Source organism: Streptomyces sp. NPDC002698 (assembly GCF_042888945.1).
In the GTDB taxonomy this organism is placed as follows: domain Bacteria; phylum Actinomycetota; class Actinomycetes; order Streptomycetales; family Streptomycetaceae; genus Streptomyces.
In genome coordinates, this window is record NZ_JBIAQM010000050.1 from 26,110 (window position 1) to 45,736 (window position 19,627).

Annotated in this window: 18 protein-coding genes, 1 tRNA gene and 1 pseudogene; 11 read left to right on the top strand and 9 right to left on the bottom strand. The window is 71.8% G+C overall.

Annotated elements, in window-relative coordinates:
* Window positions 1–371: 371 nt before the first annotated feature.
* Window positions 372–1,838, bottom strand: a complete 1,467-nt coding sequence (locus ACFYW9_RS37560; RefSeq protein WP_389159568.1) for a hypothetical protein — start codon at window positions 1,836–1,838, stop codon at window positions 372–374.
* Window positions 1,839–1,913: 75 nt separating this feature from the next.
* On the bottom strand, window positions 1,914–2,723 hold the full coding sequence (locus ACFYW9_RS37565; RefSeq protein ID WP_389159569.1) for a DUF4097 family beta strand repeat-containing protein: 810 nt from the start codon (window positions 2,721–2,723) through the stop codon (window positions 1,914–1,916).
* Between the two features lie 332 nt (window positions 2,724–3,055).
* Between ACFYW9_RS37565 and ACFYW9_RS37570 the strand changes: the two genes are divergently transcribed.
* A tRNA-Val gene (locus ACFYW9_RS37570) sits at window positions 3,056–3,130 on the top strand.
* A gap of 67 nt (window positions 3,131–3,197) precedes the next feature.
* Here the strand turns inward: ACFYW9_RS37570 and ACFYW9_RS37575 are convergent.
* Together ACFYW9_RS37575 and ACFYW9_RS37580 are read right to left on the bottom strand one after the other, a co-directional pair.
* Window positions 3,198–3,566: pseudogene (locus tag ACFYW9_RS37575) on the bottom strand (site-specific integrase); the annotation flags it as partial.
* 285 nt (window positions 3,567–3,851) lie between these two features.
* A complete protein-coding gene (locus ACFYW9_RS37580) occupies window positions 3,852–4,805 on the bottom strand; it encodes an alpha/beta hydrolase (RefSeq protein WP_389159570.1) in 954 nt (317 codons plus the stop codon).
* Window positions 4,806–4,853: 48 nt separating this feature from the next.
* Between ACFYW9_RS37580 and ACFYW9_RS37585 the strand changes: the two genes are divergently transcribed.
* The 3 genes from ACFYW9_RS37585 (at window position 4,854) to ACFYW9_RS37595 (ending at window position 7,825) form a co-directional block, all read left to right on the top strand.
* A complete protein-coding gene (locus ACFYW9_RS37585; protein ID WP_389159571.1) occupies window positions 4,854–5,246 on the top strand; it encodes a MerR family transcriptional regulator in 393 nt (130 codons plus the stop codon).
* Between the two features lie 832 nt (window positions 5,247–6,078).
* Window positions 6,079–7,173, top strand: coding sequence for a hypothetical protein (locus tag ACFYW9_RS37590; protein ID WP_389159572.1), 1,095 nt, complete (start codon window positions 6,079–6,081; stop codon window positions 7,171–7,173).
* Window positions 7,174–7,249: 76 nt separating this feature from the next.
* Window positions 7,250–7,825, top strand: coding sequence for a DUF3761 domain-containing protein (locus ACFYW9_RS37595; protein WP_389159573.1), 576 nt, complete (start codon window positions 7,250–7,252; stop codon window positions 7,823–7,825).
* A 36-nt stretch (window positions 7,826–7,861) separates the two neighbouring features.
* Here the strand turns inward: ACFYW9_RS37595 and ACFYW9_RS37600 are convergent, their stop codons facing one another.
* The gene (locus tag ACFYW9_RS37600; protein ID WP_351871811.1) at window positions 7,862–8,194 is read right to left on the bottom strand and encodes a hypothetical protein; all 333 of its coding nucleotides are present in this window, start codon (window positions 8,192–8,194) and stop codon (window positions 7,862–7,864) included.
* A gap of 218 nt (window positions 8,195–8,412) precedes the next feature.
* Between ACFYW9_RS37600 and ACFYW9_RS37605 the strand changes: the two genes are divergently transcribed.
* The 4 genes from ACFYW9_RS37605 to ACFYW9_RS37620 are packed head-to-tail and all read left to right on the top strand — an operon-like array spanning window position 8,413 to window position 11,951.
* A complete protein-coding gene (locus ACFYW9_RS37605) occupies window positions 8,413–8,877 on the top strand; it encodes a MarR family transcriptional regulator (protein WP_328668824.1) in 465 nt (154 codons plus the stop codon).
* Window positions 8,877–10,301, top strand: coding sequence for an MFS transporter (locus ACFYW9_RS37610; RefSeq protein WP_389159574.1), 1,425 nt, complete (start codon window positions 8,877–8,879; stop codon window positions 10,299–10,301). Before ACFYW9_RS37605 ends, ACFYW9_RS37610 begins: the two co-directional genes overlap by 1 nt.
* 2 nt (window positions 10,302–10,303) lie before the next feature.
* Window positions 10,304–10,891, top strand: a complete 588-nt coding sequence (locus ACFYW9_RS37615; protein WP_351871805.1) for a hydrolase — start codon at window positions 10,304–10,306, stop codon at window positions 10,889–10,891.
* Window positions 10,892–10,928: 37 nt separating this feature from the next.
* On the top strand, window positions 10,929–11,951 hold the full coding sequence (locus tag ACFYW9_RS37620; protein ID WP_389159575.1) for a LysR family transcriptional regulator: 1,023 nt from the start codon (window positions 10,929–10,931) through the stop codon (window positions 11,949–11,951).
* A gap of 16 nt (window positions 11,952–11,967) precedes the next feature.
* On the opposite strand, the gene ACFYW9_RS37625 is transcribed toward ACFYW9_RS37620, so the two are convergent.
* Window positions 11,968–12,882, bottom strand: coding sequence for a ketopantoate reductase family protein (locus ACFYW9_RS37625; protein WP_389159576.1), 915 nt, complete (start codon window positions 12,880–12,882; stop codon window positions 11,968–11,970).
* A 504-nt stretch (window positions 12,883–13,386) separates the two neighbouring features.
* On the opposite strand from ACFYW9_RS37625, the gene ACFYW9_RS37630 reads away from it, so the two are divergent.
* Entirely contained in the window at window positions 13,387–13,617 is a 231-nt protein-coding gene (locus ACFYW9_RS37630) for a DUF2277 domain-containing protein (RefSeq protein ID WP_389159577.1), read from the top strand.
* Between the two features lie 132 nt (window positions 13,618–13,749).
* On the opposite strand, the gene ACFYW9_RS37635 is transcribed toward ACFYW9_RS37630, so the two are convergent.
* From ACFYW9_RS37635 to ACFYW9_RS37645, 3 genes are all read right to left on the bottom strand, one after another.
* Window positions 13,750–14,379 (bottom strand): VTT domain-containing protein, encoded by a 630-nt coding sequence (locus ACFYW9_RS37635; protein WP_351871794.1) that lies wholly within the window; start codon window positions 14,377–14,379, stop codon window positions 13,750–13,752.
* Between the two features lie 201 nt (window positions 14,380–14,580).
* Entirely contained in the window at window positions 14,581–16,251 is a 1,671-nt protein-coding gene (locus ACFYW9_RS37640; protein WP_389159578.1) for an alkaline phosphatase D family protein, read from the bottom strand.
* 155 nt (window positions 16,252–16,406) lie between these two features.
* Window positions 16,407–17,051 (bottom strand): HNH endonuclease family protein, encoded by a 645-nt coding sequence (locus tag ACFYW9_RS37645; protein WP_389159579.1) that lies wholly within the window; start codon window positions 17,049–17,051, stop codon window positions 16,407–16,409.
* Between the two features lie 481 nt (window positions 17,052–17,532).
* Between ACFYW9_RS37645 and ACFYW9_RS37650 the strand changes: the two genes are divergently transcribed.
* Window positions 17,533–18,114, top strand: a complete 582-nt coding sequence (locus ACFYW9_RS37650) for a TMEM165/GDT1 family protein (RefSeq protein WP_389159580.1) — start codon at window positions 17,533–17,535, stop codon at window positions 18,112–18,114.
* A 579-nt stretch (window positions 18,115–18,693) separates the two neighbouring features.
* A complete protein-coding gene (locus tag ACFYW9_RS37655; protein WP_326788065.1) occupies window positions 18,694–19,356 on the top strand; it encodes an HAD-IA family hydrolase in 663 nt (220 codons plus the stop codon).
* Window positions 19,357–19,627: the final 271 nt, after the last annotated feature.

Genomic DNA, 19,627 nt, shown 5'->3' on the forward strand with positions numbered 1-19,627 from the left:
GGCCCCTGATCGGCCCCTGATCGGTCCCTGTGATCGGCCGGTACCCGCCATCGGTCGGTGATCGGCAGATGACCGGCCGGTGGCAGGGGCCGTGCGGGAGGACTCCGGAGAGCACTCCTGAGGGGGCTCCGAGAGAACCGTGAGGGCCCGAGGCTCCGAGGGGCCCGCGAGGGCTCGAGGGCCCCTCGAGGGCTCGGAGGGCGGCCCAGGGCCCTCCGAGCCCCTTCAGGGCTTCCTGCGCCCTCGAGGCTTCCGCCCCCTCGGGTTCTGATCCTCGGGGGCTTCCAGGCGCCGGGGGTTCCCGGCGCTCCGGGTTTCCAGCTTCCTCCGGGTTTCCGGCTCTCCCGGGGTTTCCGGTGGCGCGGGGCGTCTCAGGCGCCGCCGCGCTCCTCGCGGATCTGCGCGACCACGCGGGCCACCGTCTGCCGCACGGCCTCCGTCTCGGTCAGGAAATGCCAGTAGTCGGGGTGCCGGCTCTCCAGCGTGGCCACGGCCCGGTCGAGCCGGCTGACGGATTCGTCGAGCGGTCGTGCCTGCCGGGGGTCGGGCGTCGAGCGGCCCGCCATGGCCAGCCGCTGCGCGTCCCGGATCGCGAACCGGGTGCGGTCGATCTCCTGCTGGGGGTCCTTCTGCACGGCGTTCAGCCGCCGCAGCCGGTCACCGGCCGCGGACACCGCCTCGTCCGTGCTGTTCAGCAGCGCGCGCACGGTCGCCAGCAGCGAGGTCGCGTCCGGCCAGCGCTGCGCCTCCCGCGCGGCCCGCGCCTCGTTCAGCTTCGCCTCGGCCTGCCGCACGTTCTCCGCGGCCTGCTCCGGCACATGCTGGAGGTCCTGCCAGCACGCCGCCGAGAACCGCCGCCGCAACTCGCTCAGCACCGGCTCCACCTGCCCCGAGCGGGTCGTCAGCGCCTGCGCCCGGGTCCGCAGCGAAACGAGCCGGTGGTCGATCTCCGCGGCCCGCTCCGGCAGCCGCTCCGCCTCCGAGCGCGCCGCCGCGGCCTCGCGCGACACCCGTTCGGCCCGCTCCAGCGTCTCCGGCACGCCGTGCTGCCCGGCGCCCTGGTTGAGCTTGGTCAGCTCGGGGCCGAGAGCGGCGAGCCGGGCGGCGAGATCGTCGGCCTTCAGCCCGGACTGCCGTACGGAATCGAGGGCGTTGGACGCGGCGATCAGTGCCTGGCGGGCACGCTCGACGGCCGGGGCCAGCCGGGCGAGCTGGGTCTCGGCCTTGCCGAGCAGCGGCCCGAGGCCCTGCTCGAACCGGTCCAGATCGGCCTTCACGCGGCCGAGTTCGTCCTTCGCGGCGACGAGTTCGGCGCGGGCCCGCTCCGCGACCGACGCCTCCAGTTCGTCCCGGTCGAGATCGTGGGCGTCGACGGCGGTGATGTACTTCTGGCTGGCCTCGTCGATCCGCTGTCCCAGCGCCGCGAAGTCGGAGACCACGCGGCGGGCGGCCGGCGAGTCGTCCACGGCCGTGATGGTCTCGATCGAGATCCGCAGGTCGCGCTGGGCGGTGTCGAGTTCGTAGAACGCCGCCGCCGCGGCGTCCTTGGCGGCCTGCGCCTCGGCCCGATGGCTCTCGGACCGCCCGCCGAACCAGCGCCGGGTGCCGCCTCCCGCGAAGGCCGCGGGCAGCGCGAGGGCGGCCAGCAGGGGCAGGGCGACGAGCGTGAGAACGTCGCGGACGGCGACGTACGTACGAGGGGGGCGCCCCGACCGTGCCGGCCGGACCTGCCGACCCGGCGGGAGGCCCCGCAGGAAGCCGGGCGAGTGCGGGTGTGGGTGTGCAGGCCGCGCGGGTCCCGCGAACGGCGAATACGGCCGCGAAGGTGTCGCCGTCACATCCCTCTCCCGTGCTGTCATCCGCCTTGCCCGGCTGTCATTCTCCCACCGGTTGAAGACGAACACACGGGCCGGTCAGTTCGCTGTCCGTACCGTGATCTTTCCGTCGTCGGTGTGCGCGGAGACCCGGTGGGAGCTGGAACCGTCGCGAGGCACGTCCACGTGGACCGAGCCGTCACCGCTCCCGGCCGTCACCCGGTAGGCGGCCCGGGGCAGCACGATCGAGACGGAGCCGTCGCCGCTGCGGGAGTCCACCAGGTCCGGCACGGTGCCGAGTTCGAGCTGTACCGAGCCGTCGTCGGTACGGGCCCGCACGCTGCGGGCGTTCACGCCGACGGCCCGGACGGAACCGTCGCCGCTGCGCAGATCCAGCGCTCCCGAGGAGTCGCTGACCCGCACCGAACCGTCCGCCGTGCGAATGCTCAGCGCTGCCTCGAAGCCCCGCGCGCTCACCGACCCGTCCCCGTCCTCGACCTTGACCGCCACCCCGCGCGGCACCACGATCCGGTGCCGGGCCGAGCAGTCGGCGACGACGCCCGAGCACTTCATCCGCAGTACCAGCCGGTCCCCGCCCTCCATGACCCAGGTGACCTCCGGGCCCCCGCCGAGGGTGACGTGCCCCTGGAACCACCGGGTCACCCGGACCTCACCGGCATCGGCGGAGTCCGACACCACCAGATCGAGCGCGGAGTCGTCCGAGTCGACGGTCAGGGTCCGCCCGTGCAGCCCGAAGGACCGCGTCTCGGGCTCCTTGTCGTCCTCCGCGGACGCCCCGCACGCGCTGACACCGGCGACGAGCGCGAGCGCGAGAGCGGTGAGGGCGGTGGCGCGGGTGGCGCTGTGGGTACGGTTCCTGCTGGTGCCGCGGGTGCGCGTGCGGGCCATGACGATCTCCCCCTGGGACGGTCGGTCGGAACTTCGTGACGGCGCGCCCGGATGCCGGATACGGGATACCGGACACCTGGGCACCTCGACCGGAGCCGGTCGGCGAAGCCTCTTCGACGGTAGGCACCCACGGAGCCCCGGACGATCCGGGACGCTCCCGAATGAAGGGTGGGGATAACCCCCGGACCACGGGCCCCGAGCCCCCGCCGCCCCCGCCACGGACCGGCCTGGCGGGCCCCGTCATCCCGAGCCTTCGTCGCCCCCGCCACCCGCTCGCCCGATACGGGTTTGCGGGGCATCCCCCCGGGCCATGTAGGCTGTCGAATCGTCCTGGGCGCGTAGCTCAGCGGTAGAGCGCCGCCCTTACAAGGCGGATGTCGGCGGTTCGAAACCGTCCGCGCCCACCAGGACAAAGGCCCCCAGCCGATCATGGCTGGGGGCCTTTGGCATCCCGGTCTGACATCAGTGCCGTCGTTACTCGTGCTGTAGCCGTCGCGTGAGCAGCCGGTCCATGTGACTGACGGCCTCCCGCTGCGTGTCCTGGGCGACGTGCGCGTAGATGTTCATCGTGACGGCGATCTGGCTGTGTCCGAGGATCTCCATCACGACGCGGGGCGCCACGCCGGCCGCGGTGAGCAGGGTCGCGCAGCCGTGCCGGGCGTCGTGCAGCCGGATGACCCGTAGGCCCGCGTTCCCGGCGACCCGCTGCCGCTGCTTCCGGACCTTGAGCTCGCGCTTGTCGAGGTCGACGTCCTGCCGGCGGAGTCCGATGACCTCCCCGCGACGGAGACCGAGCGCGATGGAGAGCACGAAGGCCGGGTAGAGCGGATCGCGCCGGGCCGAACCTGATGCCGCACCCGTTCCGCCGGCCAAGCCTCACCGGGTCAGGCGCCATCGCATGGCCAGGCGGCAGGGTCCGCGCACGTTCGGACGGCAAGACGCTTTGTGCTCAAAAAGCAGGTGCGCCACGGCTGAGGCCTGTCCGATGCCGCGGGCCAAGACCTGGTGGCCCGATCAGTGTCGACGGTCACGTAATTCCCCACCAGCGGCGTCAACTTCCCCGCCCGCACGTTCGAACGAGGCCGGGTTCTCCCGCGGCTGGTGATCCGCATATGGCACCGTCTGCCGTCACCGCGTGAACACCGTCGCTAGCGCGAGGGCCGCCTCACGCCGGGCTTTTCCGCTGTCGTCGAACGGGTGGCGGACGAACTCGTGGATCATCCCCGGATACCGGGACACCGTCACCGGGACGCCCGCCTTCTCCAGGCGCCGCCCGTACTCCTCGCCCTCGTCGCGCAGCGCGTCGAACTCGGCGGTGACGATCAGCGCCGGCGGTAGACCGGTCAGGTCGGACGCCAGCAGCGGGGAGACGCGGGGGTCCAGCTTGTCCTGTTTGTTGGTGAGGTAGTTGTCCATGAACCAGTGCTGGGCGGCGCGGCTGACGTTGCCGAATTTCCCTGCGAAGGCCTGGATGCTGTGGTTGGCCCTGCGGAAGTCGACGTCCGGATAGATCAGCAGTTGGAATACCAGTGCCGGTCCGCCGAGGTCGCGTGCGAGCCGTGCGACGACAGCCGCCAGGTTCCCGCCCGCGCTGTCGCCGCCAACCGCGATCCGTGCGGGGTCTCCTCCCACGTCGCCCGCGTGCTCGGCGACCCAGACCGTGGCGGCGAGGCAGGCCTCTGGTGCGGCGGGGAACTTGTGCTCGGGAGCCAGCGGGTATTCCACCGAGACCACGACGCAGGTCGCGCCGTTGGCCAGGCTGCGGCACAGGCCGTCATGGGTGTCCAGGTCGCCCACGACGAAACCGCCGCCGTGGAAGTACACCAGCACAGGGAAGGGGCCGGTGCCGCTGGGAGTGTAGATACGCACCGGGATCGGACCGGCCTTGGTGACGATCCGTCGGTCCTCGACCGCCGCAATGGGTTCCGGCTCGCCCAGGAGGGCGATCTGCCGACGCCAGCCCTGTCGCGCCTGCTCAGGGGTGAAGGTGTGCAGCTCGCCGACGTTCGCGGCGGCCAGGCGGTCCAGGTAGGCCTGGACCTGGGGGTGCGGGGAGCCGGGCGGTGCTGTCGTGTCAGTCATGGGTTTATGCTCCGACTTGAAGCGAAGTTCAAGTCAAGGAGGGGCTTCATGACCCTGCTCGATATCGCCGAGGTGGCCGAACGGTCCGGACTGGCGCCGTCGGCGCTGCGTTACTACGAACGGCGGGGCCTCATCGCCTCCGAGGGCCGCAACGGACTGCGCCGCACCTTCCGCTCCGAGGTGCTGGCCCGCCTGTCCCTGGTCGCGTGTGCCCGTGCCTCGGGTTTCACCCTCGCCGAGATCGCCCGGTTCGTGACCGCAACCCCCGACGACACCGAACTGCGCGTCCACTTGGCGGCCAAGGCCGAGCAGTTGGACACTGAGATCGACCGGCTCACCCGTATGCGCGACAGCCTCCGCCACGCCGCCGTCTGCACCCGTTCCCCCCTGGTCGAATGCCCCGATTTCAAGCAGGCCATCTCCGACGACCCGGCCGGCTGACACCAACTCCATGACCACATCGCACGGTGGATCGCGCAAGGCTTGCTCGCTGCGGTCTTCCTGGGCTCTGGGGCCATGCTTGTGAAACCCGTCGCGACCGGATGTCGGAAAGCACCACAAGACTGACGTCACTGCACGATCCAAGTCACAACCAATACCGTGCCCCGCCAGCCCAAGAAGACCACGGTCACCAAGCCCTGAAAACTACCGCCCGGTTACTTGCTCCCCGGTGTCCGAGCCGGGACTCCGGGGCCGGCACCAGGGGGCCCCACTACAGTCGCATGCCCCTCCCGCGGAACGGGTCCCCGAAACCTGAGACGTGGCGTTCGAACGTGCGGGCGGGGAAGTCGACGCCGCTGGTGGGGAATTACGTGGCGTTTCACAGATCAGCGACTCGGCAACCGAATCCACACCTCAGAACATGCCTCCGGCGGGGGTGCTCAGGCTCCGAGATGGCGGGGGCGCCGTTCGTGGGTGCCGGCCGAGTGTGGCGTGTGCGGGATGGGAGCTGGGGTGAGTGGCGGGTTGCGGTAGGGCGGGCCGCTTGTGTCATCCCTTCGGAGCAGAGACACAAGCGGCCATCAAATGGCGGGTCAGCTGCGGTGATGCCACCAGTCGCACTGCCGAAACTCCTAGAGCGCTGCAGCCAGGACCGCGGCCAGCGCGAAAACGCTGGCCAGTGAGGACGAGGCTGCGGTACCGCTGCCGAGCTCGCTCGCACCCTTTACCGCAGTGCCGGTGGCGATCACGGGCTCAAGTCGAGCTGTGTGATGATGCGCTGAACATTCCGGTCCGGGGGAGGGTCGGGTGCGCGAGAAGGGTGGGGCCCGTCGTGGGCAAGGGTGGGGAGTCCATACCGGACGAAGAGTGGGAGCGCTTCCTTCGCGAAGCCGAAGCGGGGACCAAGGGCGCGCCCGAGGAGCCGTCGGCGCGAGCCCGTATGGTGGCGCGGCGCCTGCAGGAGACCGACCGGCCGGAGCCGTGGCGGAGTCATCGACCGGCCCGGCGGCAAAGAGGCAAGGGCTGGTACGCCGTCGGCCTGCTGGCTGCGGTCGCCTTGCTGGCCGTGGCCCTGGATCCCGGGCGGGTGACGGGATGGTTCGGAGGCGGGAGTGGCGAGAGTACGCCGCTCGCCGTGGAATCGGAACGCCCGGATCAGCCGCCACCGACGGATGCGGCAGTGCGGCAAGCGACCTTGGACGAGCCGTTCAAGGGATCGCCCGCGGTGCGGTGGGGTGACGGGACGGATGGGATCGGTCTGCCCGAGGCGCAGGCGACCGGCTGGATGAGCAAGGGGCAGGTCGCACAAGCACTCGAAAAGACCCGGGACTTCCTCGACGCGTCCAGTCTGGATCCTGGTGTGCTGCGCGGGGAGATGCCGAAGAAGGCGATCGCGTTGATCAACCCTCATCAGCAGGATGTCCAGGACTACCTGGCGACCGCGTTCCGTTCGCCGAGCCGTGAGAACGATCCTCTGCTGCTGTTCAGCCGGTTCGAGAAGTCGAAGGTCCGGCTTGTCGGGGACGTGGTCAAGACGCGGGGGCGGATCACCTACCGGGAAGGAAAGCGCGGTGCGGTCGAGGTGACCACCGATGTCACGTACGTGTATCCGGTCGTACGCGCCGCGGCGGGAAGCGACGAAGTCGTGCGCACGATCGTGCGCCGCGAGGTCGTGATGAGCTGGGACGACCCGGCGAAGGTCGTCATCGAGCCGGGTACGTTCTCCTTCGTCTCCTACAAGGTGGACAGCACCAACGGCGGCTGCGACACCTTCACCGGCTACCTCACCCCCAAGTTCGAGGCGGAGCGCGCGACTTCGAGTCCAGGAGACGGCCCTGAGGTCGACCCCTACAACCGGAGCAAGTCGATGGAAGCGCGCATGCGGGAGGCCGGCGACGCGGGGTGCGGGACGGCCACGCGAGAATGACCGGCGTTGACGACTGCCCGCGGTGCGTCAGCTCGCGGGTGGCGGCGCCCCCGGGGGCGGGGAGAGTGCTGCCGGTGTGACGGAGACCGTGAGCCCGGGTCCGGCCTTCGCGTGCTCGCTCCGCCAACTCTCCGGTTTCCGCGAGAACATGAGGCTGGGAGTCGTGGCCCTGGTCGTCCGTCGCGAGCCGTCGGCCGGCACCGAGCGCACGCCCGGCGAGCCCAACCACCGTTGCCCCGACTGCGCCAGGCGAGGTTCAGGAGCGCACACGCCGAACACCGTGACCGGCGTGCCGACGGGAAGCGGCTCGCACGGCGCGCTTTCAGCGGGCCAACGCCACCAGACCCAGAATCGCCGACCCGGCTCCCACGAACCCGGGGGCGACGGCAGCTCGTCCTCCGTCACCGGTGCCGGGGGCAGCGGCAACTCCTCCGGCAGCGGCTCCAGTTCGTCGGCGGGCGGCTCCGACGCGGCCGAGAGCGACTCCAGCGCGTCCTCGTCATCGGCCTCGTCCTCGGGCGGCTCGCCGCAGGCGCCCGTCGGCGCCACCGCCCTGTGCGGCGACGGTTCGTACGGCTATTCCGCGCACCGGCGAGGTACGTGCTCGCATCACGGCGGCGTGGCCAGCTGGCTCGTCGGCGCGCTCTCGTAGAGGACGCGGGCCCACAGCGAACCGGCCCGCGCCGCCTCAGGGCGGCGTGTCGCGGGTGTGCTTCAGCCGCATCCGGGCGTCCACCTTGTCCGGAGGGGCGACCTCCGACCAGAAGCGGTGGCCGGACACGAACACGGTGAGCTCGCGCTCTCGCTGCCGGAGCTTTTCCACCTCGGCCTGTTCGTCGTCGGTCCAGCCGGGGGAAGCGGGGCGCTCCACCTTGCGCCAGCCACCGGTGTCACTGAAGCCGTCCAGCGGCTCCACCGACCAGGGGAGTCGTTTCAGCAGGGCCAGCAGCTCGGCCCGGACCTGGTGCAGCTCCTCCTGACCGGCGAGGAGGTCACTTGGAAAGTCATAGGTCGCAGCCACGCGGCAATGCTACGCCTGTTCGATTTTGAGGTGCGAGTTCCTTCCGGGACTTCACGCGAACGGGTGTTCCGAACGCGTGTTCCAGTAAGAGTGGGAATCTCGCCCGCGGCAAGGGTGGTGGATCGCGGATCTCGGCCGCGGCGAGGGTGGTGGATTGAACAGGCTGGACTGCACAGTTTGAACTGGACAGTTTGGGCTGGCCGATCTAGCGTGGCGGTATGGATGTGAGCGGCAAGGGGCCGAACGAAGCGGGCGTCTCGGATTCCGCGGCGCGGGCCGCACAGGACCTGCGGGTCGCGTTCAGCCTGCTCAGGCGGCGGATCCGCGAGGTGTCCGAGGCGCAGGACCTCACGCCCTCCCAGATCTCCGCGCTCACCCTGGTGAGCAAGAGCGGGGCCGCCACGGCCAGCGCGCTGGCGGCGGCCGAAGGGGTGCGCCCGCAGTCGATGGCCGCCACGCTCGCGGCCCTCGACCAGTTCGGACTCATCCAGCGCAACCCCGACCCCGGGGACGGCCGGCGTCAGCTGGTGACGCTCACGGACGCCGGGCGCGAGCGCGTCGAAGGCACCCGGCAGGCCCGTTCGGAGTGGCTCGCCCGAGCCTTCGAGGAGCGCTGCACGGAGGACGAGCGACAGACCGTCATCGAGGCCATGGCGCTGCTGGAACGGCTCACCCGGTCGTGATGACCACCCTCCGCGACTGGCTCCAGCACCGGATCACCCCCGCACGTCACCGCCCGCCCGACCGCTTCGACCGCCGGCTGATCGCCCCGATGGTCCTCGGGTCCGTACTGAACCCCGTCAACTCCTCGATGATCGCCGTGGCGCTGGTGCCGATCGGCAGGGCGCTCGGAGCGTCCCCGGCGGAGACGGCGTGGCTGGTCTCCGGGCTGTATCTCGCCACCGCGGTGGGGCAGCCCGTCATCGGACGTCTCGTCGACCTGTACGGGCCCCGCCACCTCTACCTCGCCGGTACGGCCATGGTGGGCGTCGCCGGACTCCTCGGCGCCCTCTCCCCGAATCTCGGCGCGCTGGTCGCCGCCCGGGTGCTGCTCGGACTCGGCACCTCGGCCGCGTATCCCGCCGCGATGCACCTGACCCGGAGCGAGGCGGAACGCACCGGGCAGAGCAGCCCGGCCGGCGTGCTGACCGCGCTCGCCGTCTCCGCGCAGACCGTCGCCGTGGTCGGGCCGACGCTGGGCGGCCTGCTCATCGGCGTGGGCGGCTGGCGCACCCTCTTCCTCGTCAACGTGCCCCTGTCCCTGGCCTGTCTGGTCCTCGGAGCCCTGCGGCTGCCGAAAGCCGCGAAACCGACGCCGACGGAGTCACCCGCGTCCGCCTCGCGCGGTGTCGACCTCGTCGGCATGGCCCTGTTCACCGCACTGCTCGTCTCTTCGATGCTGTTCCTGATGAGACCGCGGGCCGCCGACTGGTACCTGCCGGTGCTCGCGCTCGTCGCCGGGGCCGCCTTCGCCCGGCGGGAACTCCGCGTTCCGGCCCCGTTCATCGACCTGCGGGTGCTCGGCGGCAACGGACCGATGCTCGCCACCTTCCTGCGCCAGTTCCTCGGCTACACCACCGCGTACGCCTTCCTCTACGGGTTCACGCAGTGGACGGAGGAGGGGCGCGGGCTGCACGCGGCCGGTGCCGGGCTGGTCCTGCTGCCGCTGTCGTTGGGCGGACTCGTCGTCTCCGGCGTCACCGGACGGCGGGAAGCCGTCCGCGGCAAGCTCGTGGCCGGCAGCCTCGTCCAGATCGCGGGCTGCCTGGTGCTGCTGACGACGAACTCCACCAGCGCGATCTGGCTGCTGGCCGGCGTCGGCGCCCTGATGGGCGTTCTGCAGGGTCTCAATGGCCTGGCCAATCAGAATGCCCTGTACCGGCAGGCCGACCCCGCCCGGACGGGCTCCGCGGCCGGACTGCTGCGCACCTTCACCTACCTGGGCGCGTTGGCCGCCTCCGCCGCCGACGCCGCCTTCTTCACGCACGGCGCCGACACCGGCGGCCTGCACCATCTGGCCCTTTTCATGCTCGCCGGAGCAGCGCTGCTCCTGGCGGTGACCCTCATCGACCGATCCCTTCGCGATCTCATCCCCCGAAAGGCCTGACCATGGCAGTCACCACGCTCGATCCCCGCACCGCGCTCGTCCTCATCGACCTTCAGCACGGCATCGTCGGCAACCCGGGCCTCGCCCCGCACGCCGCCGCCGACGTCGTGGAGCGCTCCGTCCGGCTCGCGGACGCCTTCCGCGGCCACGGCCTCCCGGTCGTCCTCGTCCGGGTCACCGCCGCCGCCGACGGCGCGGACGCCGTTCCCGGCCGGATCGACGGCCAGAGCCGCGGCCGCTCCTTCCCCGAGGGCTGGGACGTCATCGTCGACGACCTGGCCGGGCACCCCGAGGACATCACCGTGACCAAGCGGAACTGGGGCGCCTTCTACGGCACCGACCTCGACCTCCAGCTCCGCCGCCGCGGGATCACCCAGATTGTGCTGGCCGGCATCGCCACCAGCATCGGCGTGGAGTCCTCGGCGCGCGCCGCCCACGAACACGGCTACCACGTCACCCTCGCCACCGACGCCATGTCCGACCTCGACCCCGAGACGCACCGCAACAGCGTCGAGCGGATCTTCCCGCGCCTCGGCGAGACCGGCACGACCGAGGAGATCGTCGAGCTGCTCGACAAGACCCGAGCCTGACCGGCCAACTCCACCGGTCCGCGGGTACCTTGGGGCCGTGACCCTGGATGATCTTCGTGTGTTCGTCGCCGTCTGCCGGGCCGGGAGCCTGAGCGCGGTGGCCCGGGAACTGGGCTGCACGCAGTCGGCGGTGAGCCAGCACGTACGCCGGCTGGAACGCGAGGTCGGGCTGGGGCTCGTCGAGCGGCAGGCCCGGGGCGTGGTGCCCACCCGCGCCGGGCGGCTCCTCGAACGGGCCGCCGCCGACGGCATCGCCGGGCTCGACCTCGCGCTGCGCGGGCTCGGCGAACTGGCGCGCGGGGGCGGCGGTACGGTGCGGATCGCCACCGGCGGCACCACCGTGCGGCACTTCATGGCCGAGGCCGTGGTCGAGTTCCGGGGGCGGTACCCCAAGGTCAGCCTGGAGTTCCAGACCGAGAACTCCAGCCGGAGCTGCTTCGACGCGCTCGCCGACCACGGGCTCGACCTCGCCTGGGTCACCCTCGGCCCTCCCGTACGCGGGGTCGAGCAGCGGGCCGTCGCCGAACTCCCCTGGGTGCTCGCCGTGCACGCCGACCACGAACTCGCCGCGCGGGAACGGATCGAGGCGCGGGAGCTGGCCGGACTGCGGATCGTGGGACTGCCCGAACGGTCCACCTCTCGCGCCCATCTCGACGCGGCCTACCGGGAGTTGGGGATACCGACGGGTACCTCCGACACCAGTGTCGCGGACTGGGACACCGCGATCCTGCTCGCCGAACTCGGGCTGGGCCACGCCGTCGTCCCCGCCCTGCCCGGCCTGCCCGGACCCGGCCACCCCCGCCTCCGCTTCCTCCCCGTACCGGACCTGCCGCCCCTCGCGGTCGGCTGGGCCGTCCGCCGCTGGGACGCCCTGTCACCCGCGGCGCACGCCTTCGCCGACACGGTGGCCCGGCACTGCTCGGGCGCCGGGACGGCGGCGGGGGACTCACCCCGGCACCGGTCCCACGCCACCCGGACGCCGTCGGGCGCCGCCCCCGCCATCCCTGCACGGCGCCCTCGCTCTCGGCCTCGCCGCAGCGCTGCCGCACGGCCGCCGTAGCGCCGCCGTGCGGCCGTCAGTTGCCCGTGCCGGCGATCGGCGTCAGGTGCCGGACCAGTTCGCCCGCCACCGGTACCGGCACCCCGGTCCGCTCCGCCGCTCGCAGCAACGCGCCGCCGATCGCGTCGAGTTCGAGTGCCCGGCCCGCCTCGGCGTCGCGCTGCATGGAGGACTTGGTGGCCGCCGGGAAGGCGTCGTAGCGGGCGAGGGCGGTCGCCGGATCGGTGGCGGCTCCGCACGCACGGCCCACCGCGGCCGTCTCCTCGACGAGAGCGGCCAACTCCTCGCGGTGCAGCGTGCGCACGTCGCCCACCGGCACCCCGTACCGCGTCGTCAGCAGCGCGAACGGCGCGAGGAACGACATCTTCGCCCAGAGCGTCGCCGACTCCCCGTCCTGGACCCGGGCCCGCAGTCCGGCCCACTCCAGCGCCCCGGCGAGTGCCTCGACCCGCGCTCGGGGCGCGATGTCGGCGGTCAGATCGAGCTCGGCGAACGGACTGCCGTGCTCGACCACTCCCGGAGCGACCCGCGTCGACTCCACGCGGATCACCGCGGGGGCCACCTGCTCGGAGCGGTAGCGCTCGCGCAGCAGCGCCGGATGCTCGACACCGTTCAGGAGCGGGACGATCAGGCCCTCCTCGCCCAGGGCCTTCGCCGGGAGGCGCTCCAGCGCGGCGTCCAGGGCCGTCGCCTTGACGGCGATCAAGCACACGTCGGCCGGCTCGCGCAGTTCGGTGTCCGCCTCCACCCGCGCCGTGAAGTCGCCGAAGTGGCCGCTGCGCGCCTCGATGCCGTCCGCGGCCAGCTTCCGCACGGTCTCGCCACCGGCTAGGCAGATGACCCGGTGACCGGCACGGGACAGGAGTGCCGCGAGCAGCCCGCCGACCCCTCCCGGGCCCAGCACCGCCACCGTCAGCGCTTCGTTCGCCATAGATCCTCGCTCCTCTCCACGGGACCCGAACGGGTCCCGGAGATGATCACAACTCACGGTGATCCGAGTCAATCCTCGGAGAAGCTTGCCGAACTCCAAGCATTCGCAAGGGTATTGCGGCGAACTGGACCGCGCCCGGCTCCCCGGCTCTACGGCAGCCGTACCGAGGTCCTGGGCTCCAGCAGTCGCAGCCGGGTCCGTACCGGGCTGGAACGGCCGTCACGCGCGGGGCTCCGCCGTCCGGGTGCGCCGGGCGGGGCCTGCGGTCTTCACCGGCTTCCGCGCGCCGACGGGGTACTCGCCGGGGGCGTCGAATGCCGGATCGGTCGGAAGCCGCAGGCCGCCGATCGCGAGGAGGACGGCGGTGGGACCGCCGACGTAAGTGATCTCCGCTGAGGTCGTGTTCTGCTCGGTCCACGGATCCGGCGGCGGTGTTCCCGGCCGCGGCGGGCCGCCTTTCGCGAGCGGTGACCAGGACGGCGCCGGACGCGCGAGACTGGACCCATGTGCCGCAGCATCAAGACACTTCGCCCGCCCGTGATCCCCGAGGAAGCGACCGAGGAGGAGATCCGCGCCGCCGCCCTCCAGTACGTCCGCAAGGTCTCCGGGTTCCGTGCCCCGGCCGCCCACAACCGTGAGGTCTTCGACCGCGCCGTCGAGGCGGTCGCGGCGGCCACGGCCGAGCTGCTGGACCACCTGGAGGTGCGTGGGGCGGCGGCCCAGCGCGCCGGATGACCGGCGGGACGGCCCGCCCGGCGTACGGCCGGGGTGCCCGCGCGCCCTTGCGTGAGGGTGCCCGTACGCCTGTGTGCCCGTACGCCGGTGTGTCCGCGTGTCCTGTGCCGCCGTGCGCCCCTGGGGCGGGGCTCAGGCGCCCGCTTCCTGCTCCCGTACCGCGGGACGGCGTACGACGTAGGCGGCGCCCGCACCCGCGATGAACAGGGCCCCCACCGAGATGGCCGCCGTGAGCCAGGTGGCGCCCAGCCACTGGCCGCCGAAGTAGCCGAGGGCCACGCTGTAACCGGCCCACGCCAGGCCGGCGAGGACCGACCAGGGCAGGAAGTCGCGGACCCGGCGGTGCGCGGCGCCCGCGCCGAGCGAGACGACCGAGCGGCCGGCCGGCGCGAACCGGGCGACGACCACGAGGACACCGCCGCCGCGCGTCAGGACCTCGCCGAGACGTTCCTGCGCCCGGGTCAGGCGGCGGGACCGGGCGATGGCGCGATCCAGACGGTCGCCGCCACGCCAGGCGAGGCGGTACGCCACCAGGTCGCCGAGGACCGAGGCCGTGGCCGCGCAGAGAGTGAGCACCAGGATGTCGGGCACGGCGTGGGGGACGTCGCCGGTCGCCGTGGCGGAGCCCGCGGCGGCCGTCGCCGCCGTGATGACCAGGACGCCACTGGGCAGGACAGGCAGAAAGACGTCAAGAACGATGGACACGGCGATCACCGCGTAGATCCATGGGCTGCTTGTCAGCGACCCCACACTCTCCAGCACCGGACTCTTCCCCCGACTCCCCCGTAAGCCCGGCCGCACCGCTACTCGCGAGGGAGTGGCGTGGCAGCCTGTGACAGCCAGACAGCGTACGCCGCGGATGGGTCGGAAGATCTTCCGGGGACGCATGTGTCGGTGACATCACGTTCACGCCTCCACACGCTCCGGTATTCCGTACGACGCCGGCAACCACGAGGAATGGACCTATTCCGGGGTGATCCGGGACTCCGCCACCGTCGTCAGCCGGGCCGCTCGGCCCGTACTCCCGGTGCCGCCGCCTCGCACGGGCCGCGCCTGTTCGAGGCGCAGGGAGGCCGAACGGCCGCGCAGGGTAAGGGTCATGAGCTGATTGCCGAACCAAGGGCCGCCGGTTTTGCGCCAGTCGACCGGCGAGTGTCCGCAACGGCCGTGCCGGGCAAGGAGGGTGCCGAGCAGCCGGGCCGGTCGGCTCCAGCCGAAGCGGAAGCCGAGCCGGACGGAGAGCGGGATGGAGTTGTGGACGGGGGAGCAGGTCAGCTGGAGCACCCGGGCGGAGGGCTGCTCGGCGGGATCCGCCCAGACCGGATCGGCGACGTAGGCATGATGCACGTCTCCCGAGAGCACGCACACGGTCGCCGGTGCCCGCTCGCCCGAGCCGGCCTCGGCGATCAGCTCCGCCAACTCCCCGAACGATTCCGGGAACGCCGCCCAGTGCTCCAGGTCCGCCGCGCGCCGCAGCCGCTCGCCGAACCGCGCCCAGCGCCCGCCCCGCTCGCCCCGGCACAGGGCGGCGTCCCACGTCTCCACGTGATGGATCAGCGGGGGCAGCAGCCAGGGCAGCGACGTGCCGATCAGCAGATGGTCCCGGGAGTCCGGCGCCTCCAGGGCCTGCTCGCGCAGCCAGGCCGCCTCCCCGGGATCGAGCATCGCGCGGTGCTTCTCGTCCAGGACGCGGGCGGCGCGGGTGTCGAGCATCAGGACACGGGTCCGGCCGAAGTCGCGGCGGTAGCTCCAGCGGACCGAGGCCGGGTCGGCGTCGGCCTGGGCGGCGAAGGCGCGCAGCACGTCCGTGCCGTCGGGGGTCTCGCGTACGGCCGCGTACAGGAGGTCCGCGGAGAGCTCGGCGGGGGAGAGGTTGCCGAGGTGCTGGTGGACCCAGTACGACATCAGACCGCTGAGCACCCGCTCGCGCCACCACGGGGTCGCCCGGATCTCCGCGAGCCAGGCCTCGCTGGTGTTCCAGTCGTCGATGACGTCGTGGTCGTCGAAGATCATGCAGCTCGGCACGGTCGACAGCAGCCAGCGGATCTCGGGGTCGAGCCAGGATTCGTAGTAGAGGCGGGTGTACTCCTCGTAGTCCGCGACCTGATGGCCCGGGGGGTCCGCCAGACCCCTTCGTGCCGCGATCCACGCGCGGGTCGCCCTGGAGACCTCGTCCGCGTACACCTGGTCGCCCAGCAGCAGGAGCACGTCCGGGCGTTCGGCGTCCGGAGCCGAGGCGATCCGGGCGGCGAGGGTGTCCAGGGCATCGGGTCCCACGGGGTCCTTCTCGTCCGCGGGCGGCGAGGCCCAGCGGCAGGAACCGAAGGTGACACGGACGACGGCGTCGTCGCCCTCGGGGGTGCGGACGACCGAGGGGGGAAAGCGCGAGTCGGGCAGCGGCCACACGGGCGTGCCGTCCAGCAGGATCTCGTACGGGGTGGCCGTGCCCGGTGTCAGTCCGCTCACCGGCACGAGCGCGTAGTGATGGCCCGCCACCTGGAAGGTGCGGGTCTGTCCGCGGGCGCCGTCCGCGCAGCGCACCTCGGCGGTGCACGGGCGGCTCGCCTCGACCCAGAAGGTCGCCGACGAGCCGTCCACATACCTCAGCAGCGGTCCCAGACGCAGCTCGGCCATGGTGATCCCCTCCTCCGTCGCCCCGTACGGTACGGAACGACGGAGGCCTGTGGGGAGGTTCCGGAGACCGTGGGAACACCGTGGGGGGACGGTGACCGGAACCCTGGCGGCCTGCGGCCGCCGGTCTGTGCCGAGGGTGCGGGTCGGGGGTGCGGTCAGCAGCCGGCCAGGACCGAGCTCAGCTTGGTCTTCTCGGCGGAGTCGACCTTCAGGTTGTAGTAGTACTTCACCTGGACCCAGGCGCGGACGTAGGTGCAGGCGTACGCGGTGCGCGAGGGCATCCACGTGGCCGGGTCCTGGTCGCCCTTGGACTGGTTGACGTTGTCGGTGACGGCGATGAGCTGGGGACGGGTGAGGTCGTTGGCGAAGGCCTGGCGCTGGGCGGTGGTCCAGGCCGAGGCGCCGGAGTCCCAGGCCTCGGCGAGCGGCACCAGGTGGTCGATGTCGAGGTCGGAGGCGGCGGTCCAGGTGGCGCCGTCGTAGACCGAGTACCAGCTGCCGCTGGTGGAGGCGCAGGCGGAGTCGGTGACGACGCCGCTGCCGTCGCGCTTCAGGACCGTCTCACGGGTGTTGCAGGCGCCGGAGATGGTGATCCAGTGGGGGAAGAGGTCGCGGTTGTAGCCGGTGCGGTTCTCCGTCGCGACGGTGAGGGAGGCGAGGTAGGTGCGGGCGGTGGCCGCGCTGACCGGGGTGGGGAGGGCGGCGGAGGCGGTCGGGCCGGTGAAAACACCGGCCATGGCTATCAGACCCGTGATGCCTGCGAGTATGCTCAGCCGTCGACGCGCGTAGATCTTTGGCATGCGAACTCCCTTGTGGTGTGGGGGTGTTGGAGTGCGGGCGAACGAATGCTCGCGGCGTCGTGTTGCCGTGAGGTAAGTGCGCGGTTAGAAAATAATGACGCGTACATGACATAACAAGGTTCATGACAGAACTTTCTCCGGTGTGAGGGCGTCCGGGTCCGGGGACTTTCGGCCCTGTGGGGCCGCCGCGCGGGTCGCGTACTATGGACGGCGCAGAAGGGGAGTAGCTCTTCGCCGGACCGTCGACATACTGCTCAGCTCGTCTGAGCCGGCGCCCGGAGGCAGGTCTCGATCGCGAGGCCGGCCAGCGAGACCTTCGGCAAGCAGTGCACTTGCCCTGCCGGGCCTTTCCGGCGTGGGTGCTTGTGCCCGTGCCTCCCGGTGCGGGCGTTGCTGTGTGCTGCCGTGCCGAGGTGTCGCGCAGTCACAGCACGCGTAATCGCAACACTCTCGGCGGGGCGGCCCGACCGATTGAGGGATTTTGATCAGCTTCAGCGTGATGGCGCTCGTTTTCGGTGTCGTCTTCCTTGCCGAGCTGCCGGACAAGACCGCGCTCGCCGGCCTCGTCCTCGGCACGCGCTACCGCGCCTCGTACGTCTTCGTCGGTGTCGCCGCCGCGTTCGCCGTCCATGTGGTGCTCGCCGTCGCGGCGGGCAGTGTGCTGACGCTGCTGCCGCAGCAGATCGTGCACGCCGTCACCGGTGTGCTCTTCCTCGGCGGTGCCGCGGTGCTGCTGATGAAGAAGGACGGGGACGAGGACGAGGTCCGCAAGCCGGCGAACCAGAGCTTCTGGAAGGTGTCCGGGGCGGGCTTCATGCTCATCCTCGTCGCCGAGTTCGGCGACCTCACGCAGATCATGACGGCGAACCTCGCCGCGCGGTACGACGACCCGCTGTCGGTGGGGCTCGGCGCGGTGCTGGGGCTGTGGGCCGTCGCGGGGCTGGGGATCGTGGGCGGCAAGGCGCTGATGAAGCGGGTGCCGTTGTCGTTGATCACCAAGGTGGCGGCTGTGTTGATGACGGGGCTCGGGGTCTGGAGCCTGTACGAGGCTGTGGCGGGCTGAATTCGCTCGCCCCTGGCGTCTGTCGGTGGGCGTTGGCTGTGCCGGGGTCGGGGGTTCGGTGCCGGTTCGCTTGCGCCGGCGTTCGCGGGTGCGGTGCGGTGTGGCTCCGGTGGGTGGGTCGGGGCCGTGCCGGTGCATCAGCCCGTCGCCGTCGGGTGAGGGGTGGGCGTCGGTGGCGACGGGCATCGATGTACCGGCACGTCCCCTCACGCCGGATCCCGGCTGCGGGTGCGTCGTGGTGACCATTCCGGCCCTGGCCGGGCAAAGTTTCAGCCCCGGCCGGGCAGCAGTCCCGGCCAGGCGGCAGTTTCAGCCCCTGTCGGGAAAATCCAGCCCCTCTGGCGTTTGAGGAGCGGGGTCTGGGGTGTGGAGTCCCAGGTGTGGGTTGGGTAGGGGGGCGAAAACCCCTGGCCCAGCCCCACCCCCCTCGGGTTGGTGGGGCGAGTGGCGCTGGGCGGGGTTGTTTTGTATGTTGTAGGAACAAAGTGGTTCCCGTTCGCACCTCCCTGACCGGCGGACGGGGCCGCCTTGTTTCCCGGGGGTGCTTTTGTCCCCCTGTCTGCGTTTTGGAGCCTGCCGATGACCACGGCCACCACAGTTCTGACCGCCCGCGCCCTCCTGCTCGACATGGACGGCACCCTCGTCAACTCGGACGTCGTCGTCGAGCGCTGCTGGCGCGGCTGGGCCGACCGGCACGGGCTGGACGGGGACGAGGTCATGAAGGTCGTTCACGGCAGGCAGGGGTACGCCTCGATGGCGGTGCTGTTGCCGGACCGGCCCATGGAGCAGAACCACGCGGACAACGCGCGGATGCTGGCCGAGGAGACCGCCGACATGGAGGGCGTCGTCGCGATCCCGGGTGCGCCGGAGTTCCTCGCCTCCCTGGCCGGAGTGCCGCACGCGCTCGTCACCTCGGCGGATGTGGCGCTGTCCAGCGGGCGGATGGCCGCGGCCGGGCTCGGACTTCCCGACGTCCGTGTCACCGCCGAGTCCGTCGGGGCCAGCAAGCCCGATCCCGAAGGCTTCCTGAAGGGGGCGGCCGAGCTGGGGATCGCGCCCGAGGACTGTGTCGTCTTCGAGGACTCCGGGGCGGGGATCGCCGCGGGGCGGGCCGCCGGGATGCGGGTCGTGGGTGTCGGTCCCCGGGCCGGGATCCACGGGCCGGATGTGCTCGTACGCGATCTGACCGAGGTGCGCGTCGAGGTCGTCGGAGACGGGACCGTCCGCCTTCACATCGGCTGAGGGTTCGGATTCCCTTCGGGGCTGCGACGGGGTGGGGCCGACCCAGGTTTTTTCGCCCCCTCCGCCCCTACCCGTCCCACCCCTGGGGCTCCGCCCCAGACCCCGCTCCTCAAACGCCGGAGGGGCTGGATTTTCCCGGCAGGGGCTGAAACTGCTGCCCGGCCGGGACTGCTGCCCAGCCGGGATCCGGCGTGAGGGGACGTGCCGGTACATCGATGCCCGTCGCCACCGACGCCCACCCCTCACCCAACGGCGACGGGCTGATGCACCG

Bases quoted from the DNA above. Each gene is read 5' to 3' on its own strand.
- ACFYW9_RS37565 (WP_389159569.1), bottom strand. From the start codon at position 2,723: ATGGCCCGCACGCGCACCCGCGGCACCAGCAGGAACCGTACCCACAGC.
- ACFYW9_RS37580 (WP_389159570.1), bottom strand. From the start codon at position 4,805: ATGACTGACACGACAGCACCGCCCGGCTCCCCGCACCCCCAGGTCCAG.
- ACFYW9_RS37585 (WP_389159571.1), top strand. From the start codon at position 4,854: ATGACCCTGCTCGATATCGCCGAGGTGGCCGAACGGTCCGGACTGGCG.
- ACFYW9_RS37605 (WP_328668824.1), top strand. From the start codon at position 8,413: ATGGATGTGAGCGGCAAGGGGCCGAACGAAGCGGGCGTCTCGGATTCC.
- ACFYW9_RS37610 (WP_389159574.1), top strand. From the start codon at position 8,877: ATGACCACCCTCCGCGACTGGCTCCAGCACCGGATCACCCCCGCACGT.
- ACFYW9_RS37615 (WP_351871805.1), top strand. From the start codon at position 10,304: ATGGCAGTCACCACGCTCGATCCCCGCACCGCGCTCGTCCTCATCGAC.
- ACFYW9_RS37625 (WP_389159576.1), bottom strand. From the start codon at position 12,882: ATGGCGAACGAAGCGCTGACGGTGGCGGTGCTGGGCCCGGGAGGGGTC.
- ACFYW9_RS37630 (WP_389159577.1), top strand. From the start codon at position 13,387: ATGTGCCGCAGCATCAAGACACTTCGCCCGCCCGTGATCCCCGAGGAA.
- ACFYW9_RS37640 (WP_389159578.1), bottom strand. From the start codon at position 16,251: ATGGCCGAGCTGCGTCTGGGACCGCTGCTGAGGTATGTGGACGGCTCG.
- ACFYW9_RS37645 (WP_389159579.1), bottom strand. From the start codon at position 17,051: ATGCCAAAGATCTACGCGCGTCGACGGCTGAGCATACTCGCAGGCATC.
- ACFYW9_RS37655 (WP_326788065.1), top strand. From the start codon at position 18,694: ATGACCACGGCCACCACAGTTCTGACCGCCCGCGCCCTCCTGCTCGAC.